Annotated in this window: 12 protein-coding genes, 1 tRNA gene and 3 rRNA genes; 15 read left to right on the forward strand and 1 reads right to left on the reverse strand. The window is 50.0% G+C overall.

From position 1 onward, the window contains the following. Positions 1 to 12: 12 nt before the first annotated feature. The 7 genes from dusB (at position 13) to rrf (ending at position 8976) form a co-directional block, all read left to right on the forward strand. Positions 13 to 1014, forward strand: coding sequence for a tRNA dihydrouridine synthase DusB (dusB, locus tag MKX50_RS00375; RefSeq protein WP_213595403.1), 1002 nt, complete (start codon positions 13 to 15; stop codon positions 1012 to 1014). A gap of 359 nt (positions 1015 to 1373) precedes the next feature. Beyond that, complete coding sequence (gene greA, locus MKX50_RS00380) at positions 1374 to 1850, forward strand: transcription elongation factor GreA (RefSeq protein WP_155613557.1); 477 nt, start codon at positions 1374 to 1376, stop codon at positions 1848 to 1850. 139 nt (positions 1851 to 1989) lie between these two features. Beyond that, on the forward strand, positions 1990 to 3498 hold the full coding sequence (gene lysS, locus MKX50_RS00385; protein WP_155613529.1) for a lysine--tRNA ligase: 1509 nt from the start codon (positions 1990 to 1992) through the stop codon (positions 3496 to 3498). 149 nt (positions 3499 to 3647) lie between these two features. After that, entirely contained in the window at positions 3648 to 3809 is a 162-nt protein-coding gene (locus MKX50_RS00390; protein ID WP_339158106.1) for a hypothetical protein, read from the forward strand. Between the two features lie 147 nt (positions 3810 to 3956). Beyond that, positions 3957 to 5512, forward strand: a 16S ribosomal RNA gene (locus MKX50_RS00395). Between the two features lie 341 nt (positions 5513 to 5853). Next, a 23S ribosomal RNA gene (locus tag MKX50_RS00400) occupies positions 5854 to 8781 on the forward strand. 78 nt (positions 8782 to 8859) lie between these two features. Continuing rightward, a 5S ribosomal RNA gene (rrf, locus tag MKX50_RS00405) occupies positions 8860 to 8976 on the forward strand. The 16S, 23S and 5S rRNA genes sit together here, the layout of an rRNA operon. Positions 8977 to 9424: 448 nt before the next feature. Here rrf and MKX50_RS00410 read toward each other — a convergent pair. Then, on the reverse strand, positions 9425 to 9724 hold the full coding sequence (locus MKX50_RS00410; RefSeq protein WP_339158107.1) for a hypothetical protein: 300 nt from the start codon (positions 9722 to 9724) through the stop codon (positions 9425 to 9427). Between the two features lie 11 nt (positions 9725 to 9735). On the opposite strand from MKX50_RS00410, the gene MKX50_RS00415 reads away from it, so the two are divergent. The 8 genes from MKX50_RS00415 to MKX50_RS00450 all read left to right on the forward strand — a co-directional run bounded on the left by MKX50_RS00415 (position 9736) and on the right by MKX50_RS00450 (position 17787). Then, entirely contained in the window at positions 9736 to 10527 is a 792-nt protein-coding gene (locus MKX50_RS00415; protein WP_339158108.1) for an RNA polymerase sigma factor, read from the forward strand. Between the two features lie 48 nt (positions 10528 to 10575). After that, positions 10576 to 11163, forward strand: a complete 588-nt coding sequence (clpP, locus tag MKX50_RS00420) for an ATP-dependent Clp endopeptidase proteolytic subunit ClpP (RefSeq protein ID WP_213595470.1) — start codon at positions 10576 to 10578, stop codon at positions 11161 to 11163. Positions 11164 to 11488: 325 nt separating this feature from the next. Continuing rightward, positions 11489 to 12946, forward strand: a complete 1458-nt coding sequence (gene guaB / locus MKX50_RS00425) for an IMP dehydrogenase (protein ID WP_213595471.1) — start codon at positions 11489 to 11491, stop codon at positions 12944 to 12946. A 139-nt stretch (positions 12947 to 13085) separates the two neighbouring features. After that, positions 13086 to 14498: a D-alanyl-D-alanine carboxypeptidase family protein gene (locus tag MKX50_RS00430; RefSeq protein ID WP_339158109.1), complete on the forward strand. Its 1413-nt coding sequence runs from the start codon at positions 13086 to 13088 to the stop codon at positions 14496 to 14498. Positions 14499 to 14675: 177 nt separating this feature from the next. After that, complete coding sequence (gene pdxS, locus MKX50_RS00435; protein WP_213595474.1) at positions 14676 to 15557, forward strand: pyridoxal 5'-phosphate synthase lyase subunit PdxS; 882 nt, start codon at positions 14676 to 14678, stop codon at positions 15555 to 15557. 48 nt (positions 15558 to 15605) lie between these two features. After that, a complete protein-coding gene (gene pdxT, locus MKX50_RS00440) occupies positions 15606 to 16190 on the forward strand; it encodes a pyridoxal 5'-phosphate synthase glutaminase subunit PdxT (RefSeq protein ID WP_339158110.1) in 585 nt (194 codons plus the stop codon). 162 nt (positions 16191 to 16352) lie between these two features. Beyond that, positions 16353 to 17636 carry a serine--tRNA ligase gene (gene serS, locus MKX50_RS00445; protein WP_155613516.1) on the forward strand — a complete coding sequence of 428 codons (1284 nt, stop codon included), beginning with the start codon at positions 16353 to 16355 and terminating at the stop codon, positions 17634 to 17636. 62 nt (positions 17637 to 17698) lie between these two features. Continuing rightward, a tRNA-Ser gene (locus MKX50_RS00450) sits at positions 17699 to 17787 on the forward strand. Positions 17788 to 18029 lie beyond the last annotated feature (242 nt).

Here is an 18029-nt window from a genome sequence, read left to right on the forward strand (position 1 = left end):
GGGAGGGATGTTATGCTGAAAATTGGCGATATTGAAATGAAGAACCAGGTCGTGCTGGCACCGATGGCGGGCGTCTGCAACCCTGCCTTCCGGCTGATTGCCAAGGAGTTCGGTACCGGCCTCGTCTGTGCGGAGATGGTTAGCGATAAAGCGATCATCCATGGCAACAAGCGTACGAGGGAAATGCTATTCGTAGACGAGCGGGAGAAGCCGCTTAGTCTGCAGATTTTTGGCGGGGATCGGGGTTCTCTGGTAGAAGCGGCCAAGGTTGTCGATCAGGAGACGAATGCCGATATCATCGATATTAACATGGGCTGTCCTGTGCCTAAGGTGACGAAATGCGATGCCGGGGCACGCTGGTTGCTTGATCCGAATAAAATTTATGAAATGGTGTCCGCCGTGGTGGATGCTGTCAGCAAGCCGGTAACGGTCAAAATGCGGATCGGTTGGGATGCTGAGCATATCTATGTGGTGGATAACGCCAAAGCGGTAGAACAGGCTGGAGGCAAGGCGGTCAGTGTACACGGCCGTACCCGGGAGCAGCTGTATACCGGCAAAGCCGACTGGAGTTACATTAAGCAAGTTAAGGAAGCTGTGTCTATTCCAGTCATCGGGAATGGCGATGTTGCGACACCAGAGGATGCGAAGCGTATGCTGGAGCAAACCGGATGCGATGGCGTCATGATCGGCCGGGGTGCGTTAGGCAACCCGTGGATGCTGTACCGGACGGTAGAATATCTGAAATCCGGGGAATTGCTGCCTGAACCGGATCCGGAAGAGAAAATCCGCATTGCAATCCTTCATATGGATCGTTTAGCCGCTCTCAAGGGGGAGAGCGTAGCAGTACGCGAGATGCGCAAGCATTTGGCATGGTACTTGAAGGGCATGCAAGGCGCGGCACGGATTAAGGATGTTATCATGGAAGAGACCAAGCGGGACGAGATGGTACGAATTCTCGAGAATTTTGTCGCTAATCTGTCCATCGAGAATGCTGAGGAAGCGGAATCCGCTTAATTTACGAAAATGATAATAAAAGGATGATTCGCAACGTAAACATCCTTCATGAAACGTTTACATTTGAAAATTGTACTGTCATTGACATTTCGAGAGGCTTCACCTATAATTTCTCAGTATAAATTCGCCTCAGGAGATAACTTCCACGACATGGGGTGGTCTGAGCTCCATGAGTTTGCATATGATATTCTCAAATGATGCGTGAATTTTCACGGCCGTGGCATGCGGCAACTCGGACCCTTGAGGGCTTGTTAGAGAATGGGTTAGATCCATCCGTGGCGGAAGGTATTCATATTGAAGGAGCCCATGACCGCGCGCATAGTGCGAAAATTATTTCCATGACAGGAGAATCGGTTGAGATGAGCGATAAAGAAGTTATTCTTACACAAGATGGTTTGAAGAAGTTGGAAGAAGAGCTTGAAAATTTGAAATCCGTGAAACGTCGTGAGGTTGCGGAGCGCATTAAGGTTGCCATCGGTTATGGCGATATTAGTGAAAACTCGGAATACGAGGATGCCAAGAATGAGCAGGCTTTTATTGAAGGCCGCATTATTACGCTTGAGAAAATGCTGCGCAACGCACGTATCATTAACAACGACGAAATCGATACGGACACGGTGAGCATTGGTTCGACGGTAACCGTAGAGGATTTGGAGTTCGGCGATACGATGGAATACGCCATCGTCGGTACGGCTGAATCCGATCCGCTGCAAAATAAAATTTCAAATGAAAGCCCAGTAGGCAAGGCGATCCTCGGCAAGCAAAAGGGTGCTATCGTCGATGTAACGGTCCCTGCGGGCGTGATTCAATATAAAATCGTAGATATTAAGAAATAGGGCGGTATTTTGAGTTGGAAGAGCTTCCCCAGGGGAGGCTTTTTTCACTGTTGTCGAATACTTTCCAGTAGTGAGCATTTATGCAAGATTCAGCTAATATAAGCTGTATAATAAGTTGTAGAAGGAGTGGAGTATCAACATGAGCGAGGAACACAACACTCAGGAGCAGGAAGTCGAAATCAGCGAGCTATTGCAAATCAGACGCGATAAATTGGACGAGCTGTGGAACCTGGGGATCGACCCTTTTGGTAAGAAGTACGTGCGTACTCATATGGCAGGTGCAATTCTGCAGGATTACGACAGCATGACGAAGGAAGAGCTTGAGGAGAAGAAGGTAGAGGTATCAGTTGCCGGACGGATCATGGCCAAACGGGGAATGGGGAAAGCAAGCTTCGCTCATATTCAGGATTTGAGCGGCAAAATCCAAATTTACGTCCGTCAGGATAGTGTCCCAGAAGTGAAGTATGCTGCTTTCAGCATTCTTGACCTAGGCGATATCGTAGGGGTGCGCGGTGAAGTATTTAAGACGAAGACCGGCGAGACAACCATTAAAGTGACCGATCTTGAAGTACTGTCCAAATCGCTTTATCCGCTGCCGGATAAGTACCATGGCCTGAAGGATGTTGAGCTCCGCTATCGCCAGCGTTATGTGGACCTGATTGTGAACCCTGAGGTACAGCAAACATTCATTAAACGTTCCCGCATAATCCAATCGATGCGCCGTTATCTGGATTCATTGGGATACCTGGAAGTAGAGACCCCGACACTGCATAGCATCGCCGGCGGCGCTGCGGCTCGTCCGTTTATTACACATCATAATGCGCTGGATATGGAGCTTTATATGCGAATCGCGATCGAGCTTCATTTGAAGCGTCTTATTGTTGGCGGGCTGGAGAAAGTGTACGAAATCGGCCGTGTATACCGGAATGAAGGTGTGTCTACACGCCACAACCCGGAATTTACGATGATTGAATTGTATGAAGCTTATGCGGATTACAAGGATATCATGGCGCTGACGGAGAATATGATCGCTCATATCGCCGAAGAAGTGCTGGGTACGAAGGTTGTGCATTACCAAGGGCATGAAGTAGACCTTACGCCGCAATGGCGCCGGGTATCAATGGTAGATGCTGTTAAGGAAGTTACCGGCGTAGACTTTGGCGTCCAAATGAGCAATGAGGAAGCACACCGCCTGGCGAAAGAACACAAAGTTCCGGTTGAGCCTCATATGACGTTTGGGCATATATTGAATGCCTTCTTTGAAGAATTCGTAGAAGAGACGCTGATTCAGCCGACTTTCGTCTACGGACATCCGGTGGAGATTTCCCCACTGGCGAAGAAAAATGAGGAAGATCCGCGGTTCACGGATCGTTTCGAGTTGTTTATCGTAGCTCGCGAGCATGCCAACGCATTTACCGAGCTGAATGACCCGATTGATCAGCGTCAACGTTTCGAAGCTCAGTTGATTGAGCGCGAGCACGGTAATGATGAGGCTCATGAGATGGACAATGACTTCATCCATGCGCTTGAATATGGTATGCCGCCAACTGGCGGACTTGGAATTGGTATTGACCGTCTGGTGATGCTGCTGACGAATTCTGCATCGATCCGTGATGTGTTGTTGTTCCCGCATATGCGTTCGGAATAATATAGATAGGAGCGAGCCTGGCTTAGAAAAGCCGGGCTCGTTTTGTCATGATGGAGAAATGCGCGCTGTGTTATTAAAGATACAAATAACGGAGTGGGGAATGGGCGAAATTGGAAGCATAAAAATAGGTACTAGGGCTTGCGCCTATATTGAAAAGATGGTATATTAAATATCCGGTCGTTAATAACAAGCTTTATGGTGAGCTTAAACAGCAACAAAAAATAAAGCTTGCAATTGATCGCCGGATGTTGTATGATAAGAAAGTTGCCGCTGAAACAATGGTAGCGAGTGAGAACAAAGTTGATCTTTGAAAACTGAACAACGAGTGAGCGGGTTTCACGGAAGTGAAATCTAAATAATAGAGTCAGATGCAAATCTGATCTCGTCAGATTCAAAATGAGCAAGTCAAACACCTTAGCTGAAAGAGATTTTACCTTCGGTAAAACTTTCTTTCACCTTTATTGGAGAGTTTGATCCTGGCTCAGGACGAACGCTGGCGGCGTGCCTAATACATGCAAGTCGAGCGGAGTTATTTTGGAAGCTTGCTTCCGAAATAACTTAGCGGCGGACGGGTGAGTAATACGTAGGCAACCTGCCTGTAAGACTGGGATAACTGCCGGAAACGGTAGCTAATACCGGATAAATCATTTCGCCGCATGGCGGGATGCTGAAAGACGGAGCAATCTGTCACTTACAGATGGGCCTACGGCGCATTAGCTAGTTGGTGGGGTAAAGGCCTACCAAGGCGACGATGCGTAGCCGGCCTGAGAGGGTGAACGGCCACACTGGGACTGAGACACGGCCCAGACTCCTACGGGAGGCAGCAGTAGGGAATCTTCCGCAATGGACGAAAGTCTGACGGAGCAACGCCGCGTGAGTGATGAAGGTTTTCGGATCGTAAAGCTCTGTTGCCAGGGAAGAACGTCTTGGAGAGTAACTGCTCTGAGAGTGACGGTACCTGAGAAGAAAGCCCCGGCTAACTACGTGCCAGCAGCCGCGGTAATACGTAGGGGGCAAGCGTTGTCCGGAATTATTGGGCGTAAAGCGCGCGCAGGCGGTCATTTAAGTCTGGTGTATAAACTCGGGGCTCAACTCCGAGTCGCACTGGAAACTGGGTGACTTGAGTGCAGAAGAGGAGAGTGGAATTCCACGTGTAGCGGTGAAATGCGTAGAGATGTGGAGGAACACCAGTGGCGAAGGCGACTCTCTGGGCTGTAACTGACGCTGAGGCGCGAAAGCGTGGGTAGCAAACAGGATTAGATACCCTGGTAGTCCACGCCGTAAACGATGAATGCTAGGTGTTAGGGGTTTCGATACCCTTGGTGCCGAAGTTAACACATTAAGCATTCCGCCTGGGGAGTACGGTCGCAAGACTGAAACTCAAAGGAATTGACGGGGACCCGCACAAGCAGTGGAGTATGTGGTTTAATTCGAAGCAACGCGAAGAACCTTACCAGGTCTTGACATCCCTCTGACCGGTCTAGAGATAGGCCTTTCCTTCGGGACAGAGGAGACAGGTGGTGCATGGTTGTCGTCAGCTCGTGTCGTGAGATGTTGGGTTAAGTCCCGCAACGAGCGCAACCCTTAGGTTTAGTTGCCAGCACATAAAGGTGGGCACTCTAGATCGACTGCCGGTGACAAACCGGAGGAAGGTGGGGATGACGTCAAATCATCATGCCCCTTATGACCTGGGCTACACACGTACTACAATGGCCAGTACAACGGGAAGCGAAACCGCGAGGTGGAGCGAATCCTATCAAAGCTGGTCTCAGTTCGGATTGCAGGCTGCAACTCGCCTGCATGAAGTCGGAATTGCTAGTAATCGCGGATCAGCATGCCGCGGTGAATACGTTCCCGGGTCTTGTACACACCGCCCGTCACACCACGAGAGTTTACAACACCCGAAGTCGGTGAGGTAACCGCAAGGGGCCAGCCGCCGAAGGTGGGGTAGATGATTGGGGTGAAGTCGTAACAAGGTAGCCGTATCGGAAGGTGCGGCTGGATCACCTCCTTTCTATGGAGAATCGTTCTCTGCAACGAGAACATTCAAATTTAGCTCACTCGTTGGTCAGTTTTGAGAGTTCAACTCTCAAATTGACGTAACTTTGAACGTCACCGAAGGTGATCGTTACAAAAGTTCCGTCCTTGATCCTTGAAAACTGGATAACGAAACGAAATTTGCGTTTTAGAAAATTCCTTTTAGCTGAACTTGTGTCAAAACAAGTTTAATTAAAAGTAGCTAGCGAACGTTTTGGGATAGGCGATCCTTTGGGAGTTACTTTCCACCTTGGTTGAATTTATTCGATCAGGAAAGTGACGGACAACAGAGCGAATAGCCCAAAATGAGAGCGAAATGGTTAAGCTACTAAGAGCACACGGAGGATGCCTAGGCGCTAGGAGCCGAAGAAGGACGTGGCGAACAACGAAACTGCCTCGGGGAGCTGTAAGCAAGCTTTGATCCGGGGGTGTCCGAATGGGGAAACCCGGCTGTGGTAATACGCAGTCACTCACATCTGAATACATAGGGTGTGAAGAGGCATACCAGGGGAACTGAAACATCTAAGTACCCTGAGGAAGAGAAAACAAAAGTGATTCCGTCAGTAGCGGCGAGCGAACGCGGATTAGCCTAAACCAGAGAGCTTGCTCTCTGGGGTTGTGGGACGTCTCACATGGAGTTACAAAGGAAGAGGTTAGACGAACAGGTCTGGAAAGGCCGGCCATAGAAGGTAAAAGCCCTGTAATCGAAAGTCTGTTCCCTCCGAGACGGATCCCGAGTAGTGCGGGGCACGTGAAACCCCGTATGAATCTGCCAGGACCATCTGGTAAGGCTAAATACTCCCTAGCGACCGATAGTGAAGCAGTACCGTGAGGGAAAGGTGAAAAGCACCCCGGAAGGGGAGTGAAAAAGAACCTGAAACCGTGTGCTTACAAGAAGTCAGAGCCCTATTGATGGGTGATGGCGTGCCTTTTGTAGAATGAACCGGCGAGTTACGTTCCCGTGCAAGGTTAAGGTGAAGAGCCGAAGCCGCAGCGAAAGCGAGTCTGAATAGGGCGACTTAGTACGTGGACGTAGACCCGAAACCGGGTGATCTACCCCTGTCCAGGGTGAAGGTGCGGTAACACGCACTGGAGGCCCGAACCCACGTATGTTGAAAAATGCGGGGATGAGGTGGGGGTAGCGGAGAAATTCCAATCGAACTCGGAGATAGCTGGTTCTCCCCGAAATAGCTTTAGGGCTAGCCTCGGTAGGACAGTCGTGGAGGTAGAGCACTGATTGGGTGCGGGGCCCGCCAAGGGTTACCAAGCTCAGTCAAACTCCGAATGCCATAGACTGATTAACCGGGAGTCAGACAGTGAGTGCTAAGATCCATTGTCAAGAGGGAAACAGCCCAGACCATCAGCTAAGGTCCCCAAGTGTGTGTTAAGTGGGAAAGGATGTGGAGTTGCACAGACAACCAGGATGTTGGCTTAGAAGCAGCCACCATTTAAAGAGTGCGTAATAGCTCACTGGTCGAGTGACTCTGCGCCGAAAATGTAACGGGGCTAAACACACCACCGAAGCTATGGCTTGATGCATTGCATCAGGGGTAGGGGAGCGTTGTATGCGGATTGAAGTTGGACCGGAAGGACTGGTGGACTGCATACAAGTGAGAATGCCGGTATGAGTAACGAAAAGATCAGTGAGAATCTGATCCGCCGAAAGCCCAAGGTTTCCTGAGGAAGGTTCGTCCGCTCAGGGTAAGTCGGGACCTAAGGCGAGGCCGAAAGGCGTAGTCGAAGGACAACAGGTTGAAATTCCTGTACCACCGTAATCCGTTATGAGCGATGGGGTGACGCAGTAGGGTAGTGACGCGAGCTGATGGATGCTCGTCCAAGCAGTGAGGCTGATGTGTAGGCAAATCCGCACATCGTAAGGCTGGGCTGTGATGGGGAGGGAAAATTTACAGTACCGAAGGTCATGATCTCACACTGCCAAGAAAAGCCTCTAGCCAGGAGAAGGTGCCCGTACCGCAAACCGACACAGGTAGGCGAGAAGAGAATTCTAAGGCGCGCGGAAGAACTCTCGTTAAGGAACTCGGCAAAATGACCCCGTAACTTTGGGAGAAGGGGTGCCCCGGTAGTGTGAATAGCACGAGGGGGCCGCAGTGAAAAGGCCCAAGCGACTGTTTAGCAAAAACACAGGTCTGTGCGAAGCCGTAAGGCGAAGTATACGGGCTGACGCCTGCCCGGTGCTGGAAGGTTAAGGGGAGCGGTTAGGGGTAACCCGAAGCTGTGAACCGAAGCCCCAGTAAACGGCGGCCGTAACTATAACGGTCCTAAGGTAGCGAAATTCCTTGTCAGGTAAATTCTGACCCGCACGAATGGCGTAACGACTTGGGCGCTGTCTCAACGAGAGATCCGGTGAAATTTTAATACCTGTGAAGATGCAGGTTACCCGCGACAAGACGGAAAGACCCCATGGAGCTTTACTACAGCTTGATATTGAACTTTGATGCGATTTGTACAGGATAGGTGGGAGCCTAGGAATCCGGAGCGCCAGCTTCGGTGGAGGCATCGTTGGGATACCACCCTGATCGTATCGAAGTTCTAACCTAGGACCGTGATCCGGTTCGGGGACAGTGTCAGGTGGGTAGTTTGACTGGGGCGGTCGCCTCCTAAAGAGTAACGGAGGCGCCCCAAGGTTCCCTCAGAATGGTTGGAAATCATTCGCAGAGTGCAAAGGCAAAAGGGAGCTTGACTGCGAGACTGACAAGTCGAGCAGGGACGAAAGTCGGGCTTAGTGATCCGGTGGTACCGCATGGAAGGGCCATCGCTCAACGGATAAAAGCTACCCTGGGGATAACAGGCTTATCTCCCCCAAGAGTCCACATCGACGGGGAGGTTTGGCACCTCGATGTCGGCTCATCGCATCCTGGGGCTGAAGTAGGTCCCAAGGGTTGGGCTGTTCGCCCATTAAAGCGGTACGCGAGCTGGGTTCAGAACGTCGTGAGACAGTTCGGTCCCTATCTGTCGTGGGCGTAGGAAATTTGAGAGGAGCTGTCCTTAGTACGAGAGGACCGGGATGGACGCACCGCTGGTGCACCAGTTGTTCCGCCAGGAGCATAGCTGGGTAGCTACGTGCGGATGGGATAAACGCTGAAAGCATCTAAGCGTGAAGCCCTCCTCAAGATGAGATTTCCCAATTAGTAAGACCCCTTGAAGACGACGAGGTTGATAGGCCTGAGGTGGAAGTGCAGCAATGTATGGAGCTGACAGGTACTAATCGGTCGAGGGCTTATCCAATTCCCTATATAGAAGTAGGGCTAACACGCAAATAAAGTTTCGTATCCAGTTTTCAGGTGATCAAGTCATCTGAATATGTTTGGTGGCAATGGCGGAGGGGTTCCACACGTACCCATCTCGAACACGACCGTTAAGCCCTCCAGCGCCGATGGTACTTGGACCGCAGGGTCCTGGGAGAGTAGGACGTCGCCAAGCAATGGAAGAAGCACTGCTGATCTTTGAATCAGCGGTGCTTTTTTGTTTTTACTAAGTGATGTTTGAATTGCATCAAACACGTTCTTACGGACAAGAGATCCGCTATTTGCTGTTCTTATGCGAAATCGGCAAGCCAACGGACACAGAAGACGCTATTCAGTGGAAATGCCCCTCAAAGCCATGGGTTTTACTCCAATAGGATCCTTTGTGTCCGTTAGGTCCGGAAAAAGCAGCATTTTTGCAAAATAGTGGAACCAGGGTCCGAAAGAGGTCAATCAAAATGAATGGCGAAAATATTTTATAGTTACGGACCGTATCGATCTATGCATTTTTGTCGTTTATATAAGTAAATAGAAAAATGATTAAGTGTGCAGGGAGGTGTAAAGCGTAATGAGCAGCAGGTACACAACGATGCAGCCAATTAGAACTCTAGAACAAATGAAGTCCGTTAAGGAAACGGAACTGCTGCAAGAACCAAAGCAGTTGGAGAATATGAGGCCCGTAAAAGGCACAGTAATTGTGCACCCATACAAACCTTCGCCGGAAACGAAGATCGTGCCACAAGCCAAACATTTGAAACAACCGATGCCGAAGCTGCATCAGGAAGCAAGATCCATGCAGCCATCAAAGGCACTTCAGCAATCCAATATCCGCCGGCAATCCCGACAATTGAAGCCAAGTCAACAATCCAAGCAACAACAACGATTAAACCCGCATATTCAACAGTCAAAGCAGCACCAGCAACCAAACCTTAACCTTGTGGGTGCAGATCAGCGATCCACTGCTAGCCTCCAATTGGAGACAAGGCATGACAGCTTTCTGGAATGGGTTCAATCTTATCAGCGGGCACTGAGTCAGTATTGCCGATCCTTAGTCGGTACATCCTGGGAGGCGGAAGATCTTGTCCAAGAAACATGGCTGAAGGTTTGGAGAATTTCTCTTGAAAAGGGCAGCGACTTCAGCGTCAATAAGTCGTACCTATACAAAATTGCTAACCATATATACATTGATGGACGTCGCAAAAATAGAACTAGCGCAGAATTGTATTCGATGGACCAGACAGCAGCTGATGAGCTCCAGGCAGATGAGGCGGATGTAGCCTCCCTCTGGACGGCTATGGAAACAATCGTAAACCGCCTCCCTATCAATCAGCGCATTACGTTAATGCTTATAGATGTATTTCGTTACACGGCCGCAGAAGCGGCGGAACTGCTCTCTACGACCGAAGGAGCTGTTAAAGCATTGCTTCACCGCGCCCGGACGAAGCTTAGATCGGAGCGAGAGAGTATGGAAACAGATAAAGGTTCACGGTTAGGAAAAAGAAGCGGCTCAGCACATGCGACCCCGCATAATGAGCAAATCGTATATGCGTACTTAAAGGCATTCCGGGAGCATAATCCACGGGCACTGCTTCTGCTAATGAACGAATCCACCGCGCTCGAGCAGCTACAGCCACCCGTTCTGCAAAAGCATAGGCAGGAAAATGCTCGACATCAGGATGATCTAAGAGCCGCGGCTTACAGGCAAACGTATGTATGGGCAGCAGCCTAAAGAAGGACGTTCATGTCTTAAATATTAATTATCCAGGGGGTTGATTAAATGAGTACATTTATCCCGTACGTCATCGAACAAACGAGCCGTGGAGAACGCTCCTATGATATTTATTCGAGGCTGCTTAAGGATCGAATCGTATTTCTCGGTTCGGCGATTGATGACCAGGTGGCCAATAGCATAACTGCACAAATGCTATTGCTTGCGGCTGAGGATCCCGATAAGGATATCCATTTCTATATAAATAGCCCTGGCGGTTCCACTTCAGCAGGGTTTGCCATTTACGATACAATGCAGTACATCAAACCTGACGTTCAGACGATTTGCTCCGGCATGGCTGCTTCTTTTGCGGCAATTTTACTGTTGTCGGGAGCTAAAGGAAAACGGTTCGCCTTGCCAAATAGCGAGGTAATGATTCATCAGCCGCATGGCGGTGTCCAAGGGCAAGCCAGTGACATCGAAATTAGCGCTAAACGGATTCTCCGTACCCGGGAGAGACTAAACGCGATTGCCGCCGAGCATACGGGCCAGTCGCTGGAGCGCATTGCCAAAGATATGGATCGGGATTACTTCATGTCCGCGCAAGAAGCAATTGAATATGGCGTCATCGATCAGGTGATTTCAAAGGCCGGGTAAGCAGGGCTTGTAAGAGAGCATTGTCTTTAGACAGTGCTCTTTTTCATATGCAAGGGTGGACGATTTTCTTAACTGGAATGATATTAGCGGCAATAGGGGAACAATAGATCGGCGGGAGAATACCGGAAAATAGTGTATTGTATCCCTCCCGTGGACACTCGTGTGTCTGTGAAAGTCTGGTGTAATTTCCTGGCGCTTGTCCTTGACAGGCTATATGCCCTTTGCTAAGATGTACAATAATATATTTTCGTAAGTGTCTTTCCGGCCTTGATATATAAGGGAATTCGGTCGACGAGGAATAGAATATAAGGGAGGAAAAACTAAGGTGTGGGAAAGTAAATTTGACAAAGAGGGCTTAACATTTGATGACGTGCTGCTCGTCCCTCGTAAATCGGAGGTCCTTCCGAAAGAGGTAAATTTGTCTACAAAGCTGAGCGATAAGGTTAAGCTGAACATGCCGCTCATCAGCGCCGGAATGGATACAGTAACGGAGGCGGCTATGGCGATTGCCATTGCCCGGGAAGGCGGCATCGGCATCATTCATAAGAATATGCCAGTAGAGCAGCAGGCTGAGGAAGTAGATCGGGTTAAGCGCTCGGAAAGCGGCGTTATCACAAACCCATTCTCCCTTACGCCGGATCGGTTGGTATCGGATGCCGAGGAGTTGATGGGCAAGTACCGCATCTCCGGTGTTCCTATCGTAAACGAGGAGCAGAAGTTAGTCGGAATTTTGACGAACCGGGATCTGCGGTTTGTGCATGATTATAACATCAAGATTAGCGAAGTCATGACGCACGAGAATCTGGTCACAGCTCCTGTGGGCACGACCCTTCAAGAGGCCGAAGTTATCCTGCAGCAGCATAAAATCGAGAAGCTGCCGCTGGTGGATGAATCCAACACACTTAAAGGCTTGATCACGATCAAGGATATCGAGAAGGCGATCCAATTCCCGAACGCGGCAAAAGATGAGCAAGGCAGACTGCTTGTTGGCGCGGCTATCGGCGTATCCTCCGATTCCTTTGTACGCGCGGAGGCTTTGGTTAAGGCAGGGGTTGACGTTATTACGGTTGATTCCGCGCACGGGCATCATATTAACATTTTGGACACAGTACGTGAGCTTCGCACACGGTATCCGGAACTTACAATTATCGCCGGCAACGTAGCGACTGGCGAAGCAACCCGCGATTTGATCGAGGCAGGCGCTTCTGTCGTCAAGGTAGGTATCGGACCAGGTTCGATCTGTACGACGCGTGTCATCGCCGGGATCGGTGTTCCACAAATTACCGCCGTATACGATTGCGCATCGGTTGCTCGCGAATATGGCATTCCGATCATCGCCGACGGAGGCATTAAATATTCCGGAGAGATCACGAAGGCTATCGCTGCTGGAGCACATGCGGTCATGCTGGGAAGCTTGCTTGCCGGTACGGAGGAAAGCCCTGGCGAATCGGAGATTTATCAAGGGCGCCGTTTTAAAGTGTATAGAGGGATGGGTTCCCTTGGAGCAATGAAGCAAGGCAGTAAGGATCGCTACTTCCAGGACGACGACAAGAAACTGGTGCCGGAAGGTATTGAAGGACGCGTCGCTTACAAAGGGCCATTGTCCGATACGGTTCACCAGCTGTTAGGCGGTTTGCGCTCAGGTATGGGATACTGCGGGACGGCTAACTTGGATGAGCTTCGAAACGATACGAAATTCATCCGTATTACGGGAGCAGGCCTTCGCGAAAGTCACCCGCACGACGTGCAAATTACGAAGGAAGCACCGAACTATTCCTTGTAAAAATAATCACCACACCACTATTTTCCAACACAGGCTGGGCGAATTCTGCCCGGCCTGTCTTTTTTTGCGTATTGCGCTGTGATAGAATAGATAAAGCAATCGAACATCGAACGAGTATATGAGGGGAGCTTTAAGTGCAGTGAAATTGAAAGAAAAGAAACCTAGAACATCGAAACGGCAAATCCTTCGTAAAAGCGTCGCCTCTGTTCTTTTATTGAATATGTTATGTCTATCTACGGTGCCGGCGATGGTTCTTGCTGAAGGTCAGCAAACCGAAGCGACGACGTCTACCAAACCTGTAGTAGAGCAAATCAGCTCTAGCATTCCATCCGTGGAATCTCTTGAACTTAATGTTAAATCTGCGATATTAATGGAGCCGGTATCCGGCCAAATTCTATTAAACGTAAACGGAGATACACCGCTGCCTCCGGCAAGTATGACCAAAATGATGACGGAATACATCGTTGCAGACTTAGTCAAGCAAGGAAAGTTTAGCTGGGACGACGTAGTTACCGTACGGGAGAACGCGTCAAAGACGATTGGTTCACGGATTTTCCTGGCGCAAGGCGACCAGCATACAATTCGGGAATTATACATTGCCATGGCGGTGGGATCGGCGAACGATGCAACAGTAGCGCTGGCTGAGCATGTCGCCGGTTCTGAGCAAGCATTCGTTAAGATGATGAATGACGAAGCCCAGCGCATGGGAATGACCAACACTTATTTTGCAAACTCTACAGGTCTGGATATTGGAGATATGCCTAAGGAGTTTCAGCCGGCAAATGACAAGGAAACGGTAATGTCGGCTATGGATGCAGCAATTCTTGCTAAATACATCGTGACTGACCATCCTGACTTTACTGAATTTACAACAATTCAAGAATATACGTTCCGCCCTCGCGACAAGAAGCCGATGGTGAACTGGAACTACATGCTCGAAGCGAACAAGAATGTAACCAACTTCAGACAATTTGCCTATGAGGGGATGGACGGTTTGAAGACCGGGCATACCTCCAGAGCAGGCAGCTGCTTTACCGGTACGGCTGAGCGGAACGGAATGCGGCTGATCAGTGTCGTTATGGGAACGCAGGCTACAAAGACGATGAAGGCCGAGGATGTACGTTTTGTTGAAACGCGCAAAGTGATGGATTACGGGTTCAACAATTTTGAAATTAAGCAGGTCGTTGCCCCTAAGGCGACGGTAGAAGGAGCCGAGACGGTTACCGTTAAGAAAGCGAAGAATGTGGATGTTCCTGTCGTTACGGATCAAGGCGTAAGCTTCGTTGTGCCTAAGGGTGCGGATATGAGCAGCCTGCAAGCAACGGTGTCTCTGAATGAGGAGACGGCTTTGGTGGCGCCTCTGAAGCAAGGAACAGAAGTGGGGACCGTGACGTACTCCTACAAAGTTCCGGGCTCTGACGAGCCTGTAGAGAAGACGGTGAAGCTAATTACCGCCCAGGATGCGGATAAGGCGAACTGGTTTAAGCTGTTTCTGCGTGCGATCGGGGATTTTTTCAAGGATTTGTTTAACGGAATCAAAAATCTTTTCTAGTAAGTGAAACATAAATCCCGAGTAAACGGGTTGTATATTTAGCGTAAATATTGTAAAATATCAAGTTAGATTATCGCTTGCGATATTGAGACAGAAGTAATGTTTATGGGGACAAGGTCTTGCGCCTTGGCCTCCTAACATGGGGATATATTTAGATTAAAATCGGGAGGCGTGGACATGGAAACAGGAACATCACGTGTAAAAAGAGGTATGGCCGAAATGCAAAAAGGCGGCGTCATTATGGACGTCATGAATGCGGAGCAAGCGAAGATCGCCGAAGCGGCTGGAGCAACGGCTGTCATGGCATTGGAACGCGTTCCTTCTGATATTCGTGCAGCTGGCGGCGTAGCCCGTATGGCTGATCCTACGATTATTGAAGAAGTCATGAAAGTCGTTTCTATTCCAGTTATGGCCAAAGCACGGATCGGGCATTACGTGGAAGCGAAAGTTTTGGAATCTCTCGGGGTAGACTATTTGGACGAGAGTGAAGTGCTGACGCCGGCAGACGAGGTGTTCCACATTGACAAGCGGGAGTTCACCGTTCCATTTGTTTGCGGAGCGAAGGATCTTGGCGAAGCGCTGCGCCGTATCAGCGAGGGCGCATCCATGATCCGTACGAAAGGTGAGCCGGGAACAGGCAACATTGTCGAAGCTGTTCGCCATATGCGCCTGATCAACAGCCAAATCCGTTCCGTACAGAATATGTCCAAGGATGAGTTGTATGCAGAGGCTAAGAACTTGGGCGTATCTTATGAGCTATTGCTTGAAGTTCATGAGAACGGAAAGCTTCCTGTCGTGAACTTTGCAGCTGGCGGCGTAGCCACTCCGGCTGATGCGGCGTTGATGATGCATCTTGGCGCTGACGGCGTATTCGTAGGCTCAGGTATTTTTAAATCCGAGAACCCTGAGAAATTCGCTCGTGCGATCGTTGAAGCTACAACGCACTATACCGATTATAAATTGATTGCTGAAGTGTCCAAGAACCTGGGCACGCCGATGAAAGGCATCGAAATTTCCAAATTGTCCCCGGCCGAGCGCATGTCGGATCGCGGCTGGTAATTGGCAGAGCAATCCCTTTTTTGAGTCAGATAGAAAGAAGGTTTCTCCATGAAGGTGGGAGTACTGGCGCTGCAAGGCGCTGTTGCGGAGCATATAAGAAGCATTGAGAGCACGGGAGCTGAGGGCGTTGCTGTGAAGCAGCCCGAGCAGCTCCTGGATATCGATGGATTGATCATCCCCGGCGGGGAGAGCACAACCATCGGCAAGCTCATGAGAAAGTATGGCTTCATCGAAGCCATTCAGCAATTTTCCAGCGAGGGCAAGCCTCTTTTTGGCACCTGCGCTGGCTTGATTGTAATGGCGAAGAAGATCGATGGCGGCGAAGAGCCTCACCTGGGTGTGATGGACATCAGCGTATCGCGTAATGCGTTTGGGCGCCAGCGGGAGAGCTTTGAGACCGACCTGGAGGTCAAAGGTCTTGAGGAGCCGCTTCGCGCAGTCTTTATACGTGCACCGTTAATCACGGAGGTTGGCGAAAGCGTCGAAGTGCTGTCGACTTATAACGATGAAATCGTAACGGCATGTCAGGGGCATTTGCTGGTATCATCATTTCATCCGGAGTTGACGGACGATGCTTCGCTGCATAAATATTTTACAGAAATGATTCAGGCTAACAAAACGGCTGCTAAGTAAAGGGCTGATCAGACACCTTGACTCTTTCCCAAGGGTTAAGGTTTGTTTGTTTTAACGGAGGACACCCGAGTTCTCTGGTGATCCCATGACGGCCTGTCTTGCTCCATTGAAGCATGCGAGCCGAGCGAGGCGGTCCGGGGACGATTCTAGGAGGGACAACCCATGTTAGATGTAAAAATAATGCGAAATGATTTCGAACGCGTCGAGAAGGCGCTTAAGGACAGAGGTAAGTCGCTGGAGCTGATATCGGGCTTCGCCCCGCTGGACGGCAAACGCCGCGAATTGCTGCAGGAGAGCGAATCGCTGAAGAACCGTCGTAACATGGTATCGGCCGAAGTCGCCAAGCGCAAGAAAAACAAGGAAAATGCGGACGAGCTGATCATCGAAATGCGTGAGGTGGGTGACCGTATTAAGGAGCTGGATGACGAAGTCCGGGCTCTTGAAGCACAGATCGATGAGCTGATGCTCTCCATTCCTAACATTCCTCATGCAGATGTTCCCGTTGGCGGCTCCGAGGAAGAGAATGTGGAGGTTCGCCGTTGGAGCGAGCCCCGGCAGTTCGATTTCACGCCAAAGGCGCATTGGGATATCGCCACGGATCTCGGGATTTTAGATTTCGAGGCAGGAGCGAAGGTAGCTGGTTCGAGATTTACCTTTTATAAAGGGCTGGGGGCTCGTCTTGAGCGTGCGCTGATCAACTTCATGATGGATTTGCACAGTAATGAGCACGGTTACGAAGAAATGCTGCCGCCATATATCGTCAACCGCGACAGCTTGTACGGTACGGGTCAGCTTCCGAAGTTCGAGGAGGATCTGTTTAAGCTGACTGAGGATGGTTACTATTTGATTCCGACAGCAGAGGTGCCCGTAACGAACTTCCATCGCGATGAAATACTGGGCATAGAGGATCTTCCCCGGAATTATGTGGCATACAGCTCTTGCTTCCGGTCGGAGGCGGGGGCGGCTGGCCGCGATACTCGCGGTCTGATTCGCCAGCATCAGTTCAACAAGGTGGAGATGATCAAGATTGTTCATCCGGATCACTCGTATGAAGAACTGGAGAAAATGACAGCTAACGCAGAACGCGTTCTGCAGCTGTTGAAGCTTCCATACCGCGTGCTGGCACTTTGTACGGGGGATCTAGGTTTTACAGCCGCCAAAACATACGATCTCGAAGTGTGGCTGCCGGAGGCGGGCGCTTACCGTGAAATTTCGTCCTGCTCTAACGTAGAGGAATTCCAGGCTCGCCGTGCGAATATCCGTTTCCGTCCGGAGGCTAAAGCCAAACCAGAATTCGTGCATACCTTGAACGGTTCTGGACTCGCCGTAGGACGCACAGTTGCCGCTATTCTGGAGAATTACCAGACGGAAGACGGCCGTGTTGAAGTACCGGAAGTACTCCGTCCATACATGGGTAATCTTGAATACATTACCAGCAAGAAATAACTTGCATGCGAATAAACTCTATGGTAGAATCTGATTTGTTACGCTAATCAGATTCACCTTATGGAGAGGTACCGAAGCGGTCATAACGGGGCGGTCTTGAAAACCGTTAGGGTGCAAGCCCACGTGGGTTCGAATCCCACCCTCTCCGCCAGATTTATTAAGAACTCACGAAGGTCCGTCGGAGTGTCGGATTCGTTAGGATAACTTAGAAATAATGATTATGCCGCTTCCCGCTGGGGAGGCGGTTTTTTGCTGATATTAGAAAGTTATTAACCTAGAGTCAAGGGCTGATGGTCGCAAAAGAACTACCGCTTAGTAAGGCTATGTCTTCTCAGCAATACCCCGGTTGGCCGTTTAATATGATGGTGCGGGAAGCCAAGTCCCATGGCTCAG

The sequence above is a fragment of the Paenibacillus sp. FSL W8-0186 genome (genome assembly GCF_037969765.1).
GTDB classification, from domain to species: Bacteria; Bacillota; Bacilli; order Paenibacillales; family Paenibacillaceae; genus Fontibacillus; species Fontibacillus woosongensis.

Excerpts from the sequence above, each read along its gene's own strand:
- dusB (WP_213595403.1), top strand. The coding sequence starts at position 13 with ATGCTGAAAATTGGCGATATTGAAATGAAGAACCAGGTCGTGCTGGCA.
- greA (WP_155613557.1), top strand. The coding sequence starts at position 1,374 with ATGAGCGATAAAGAAGTTATTCTTACACAAGATGGTTTGAAGAAGTTG.
- lysS (WP_155613529.1), top strand. The coding sequence starts at position 1,990 with ATGAGCGAGGAACACAACACTCAGGAGCAGGAAGTCGAAATCAGCGAG.
- clpP (WP_213595470.1), top strand. The coding sequence starts at position 10,576 with ATGAGTACATTTATCCCGTACGTCATCGAACAAACGAGCCGTGGAGAA.
- pdxS (WP_213595474.1), top strand. The coding sequence starts at position 14,676 with ATGGAAACAGGAACATCACGTGTAAAAAGAGGTATGGCCGAAATGCAA.
- pdxT (WP_339158110.1), top strand. The coding sequence starts at position 15,606 with ATGAAGGTGGGAGTACTGGCGCTGCAAGGCGCTGTTGCGGAGCATATA.
- serS (WP_155613516.1), top strand. The coding sequence starts at position 16,353 with ATGTTAGATGTAAAAATAATGCGAAATGATTTCGAACGCGTCGAGAAG.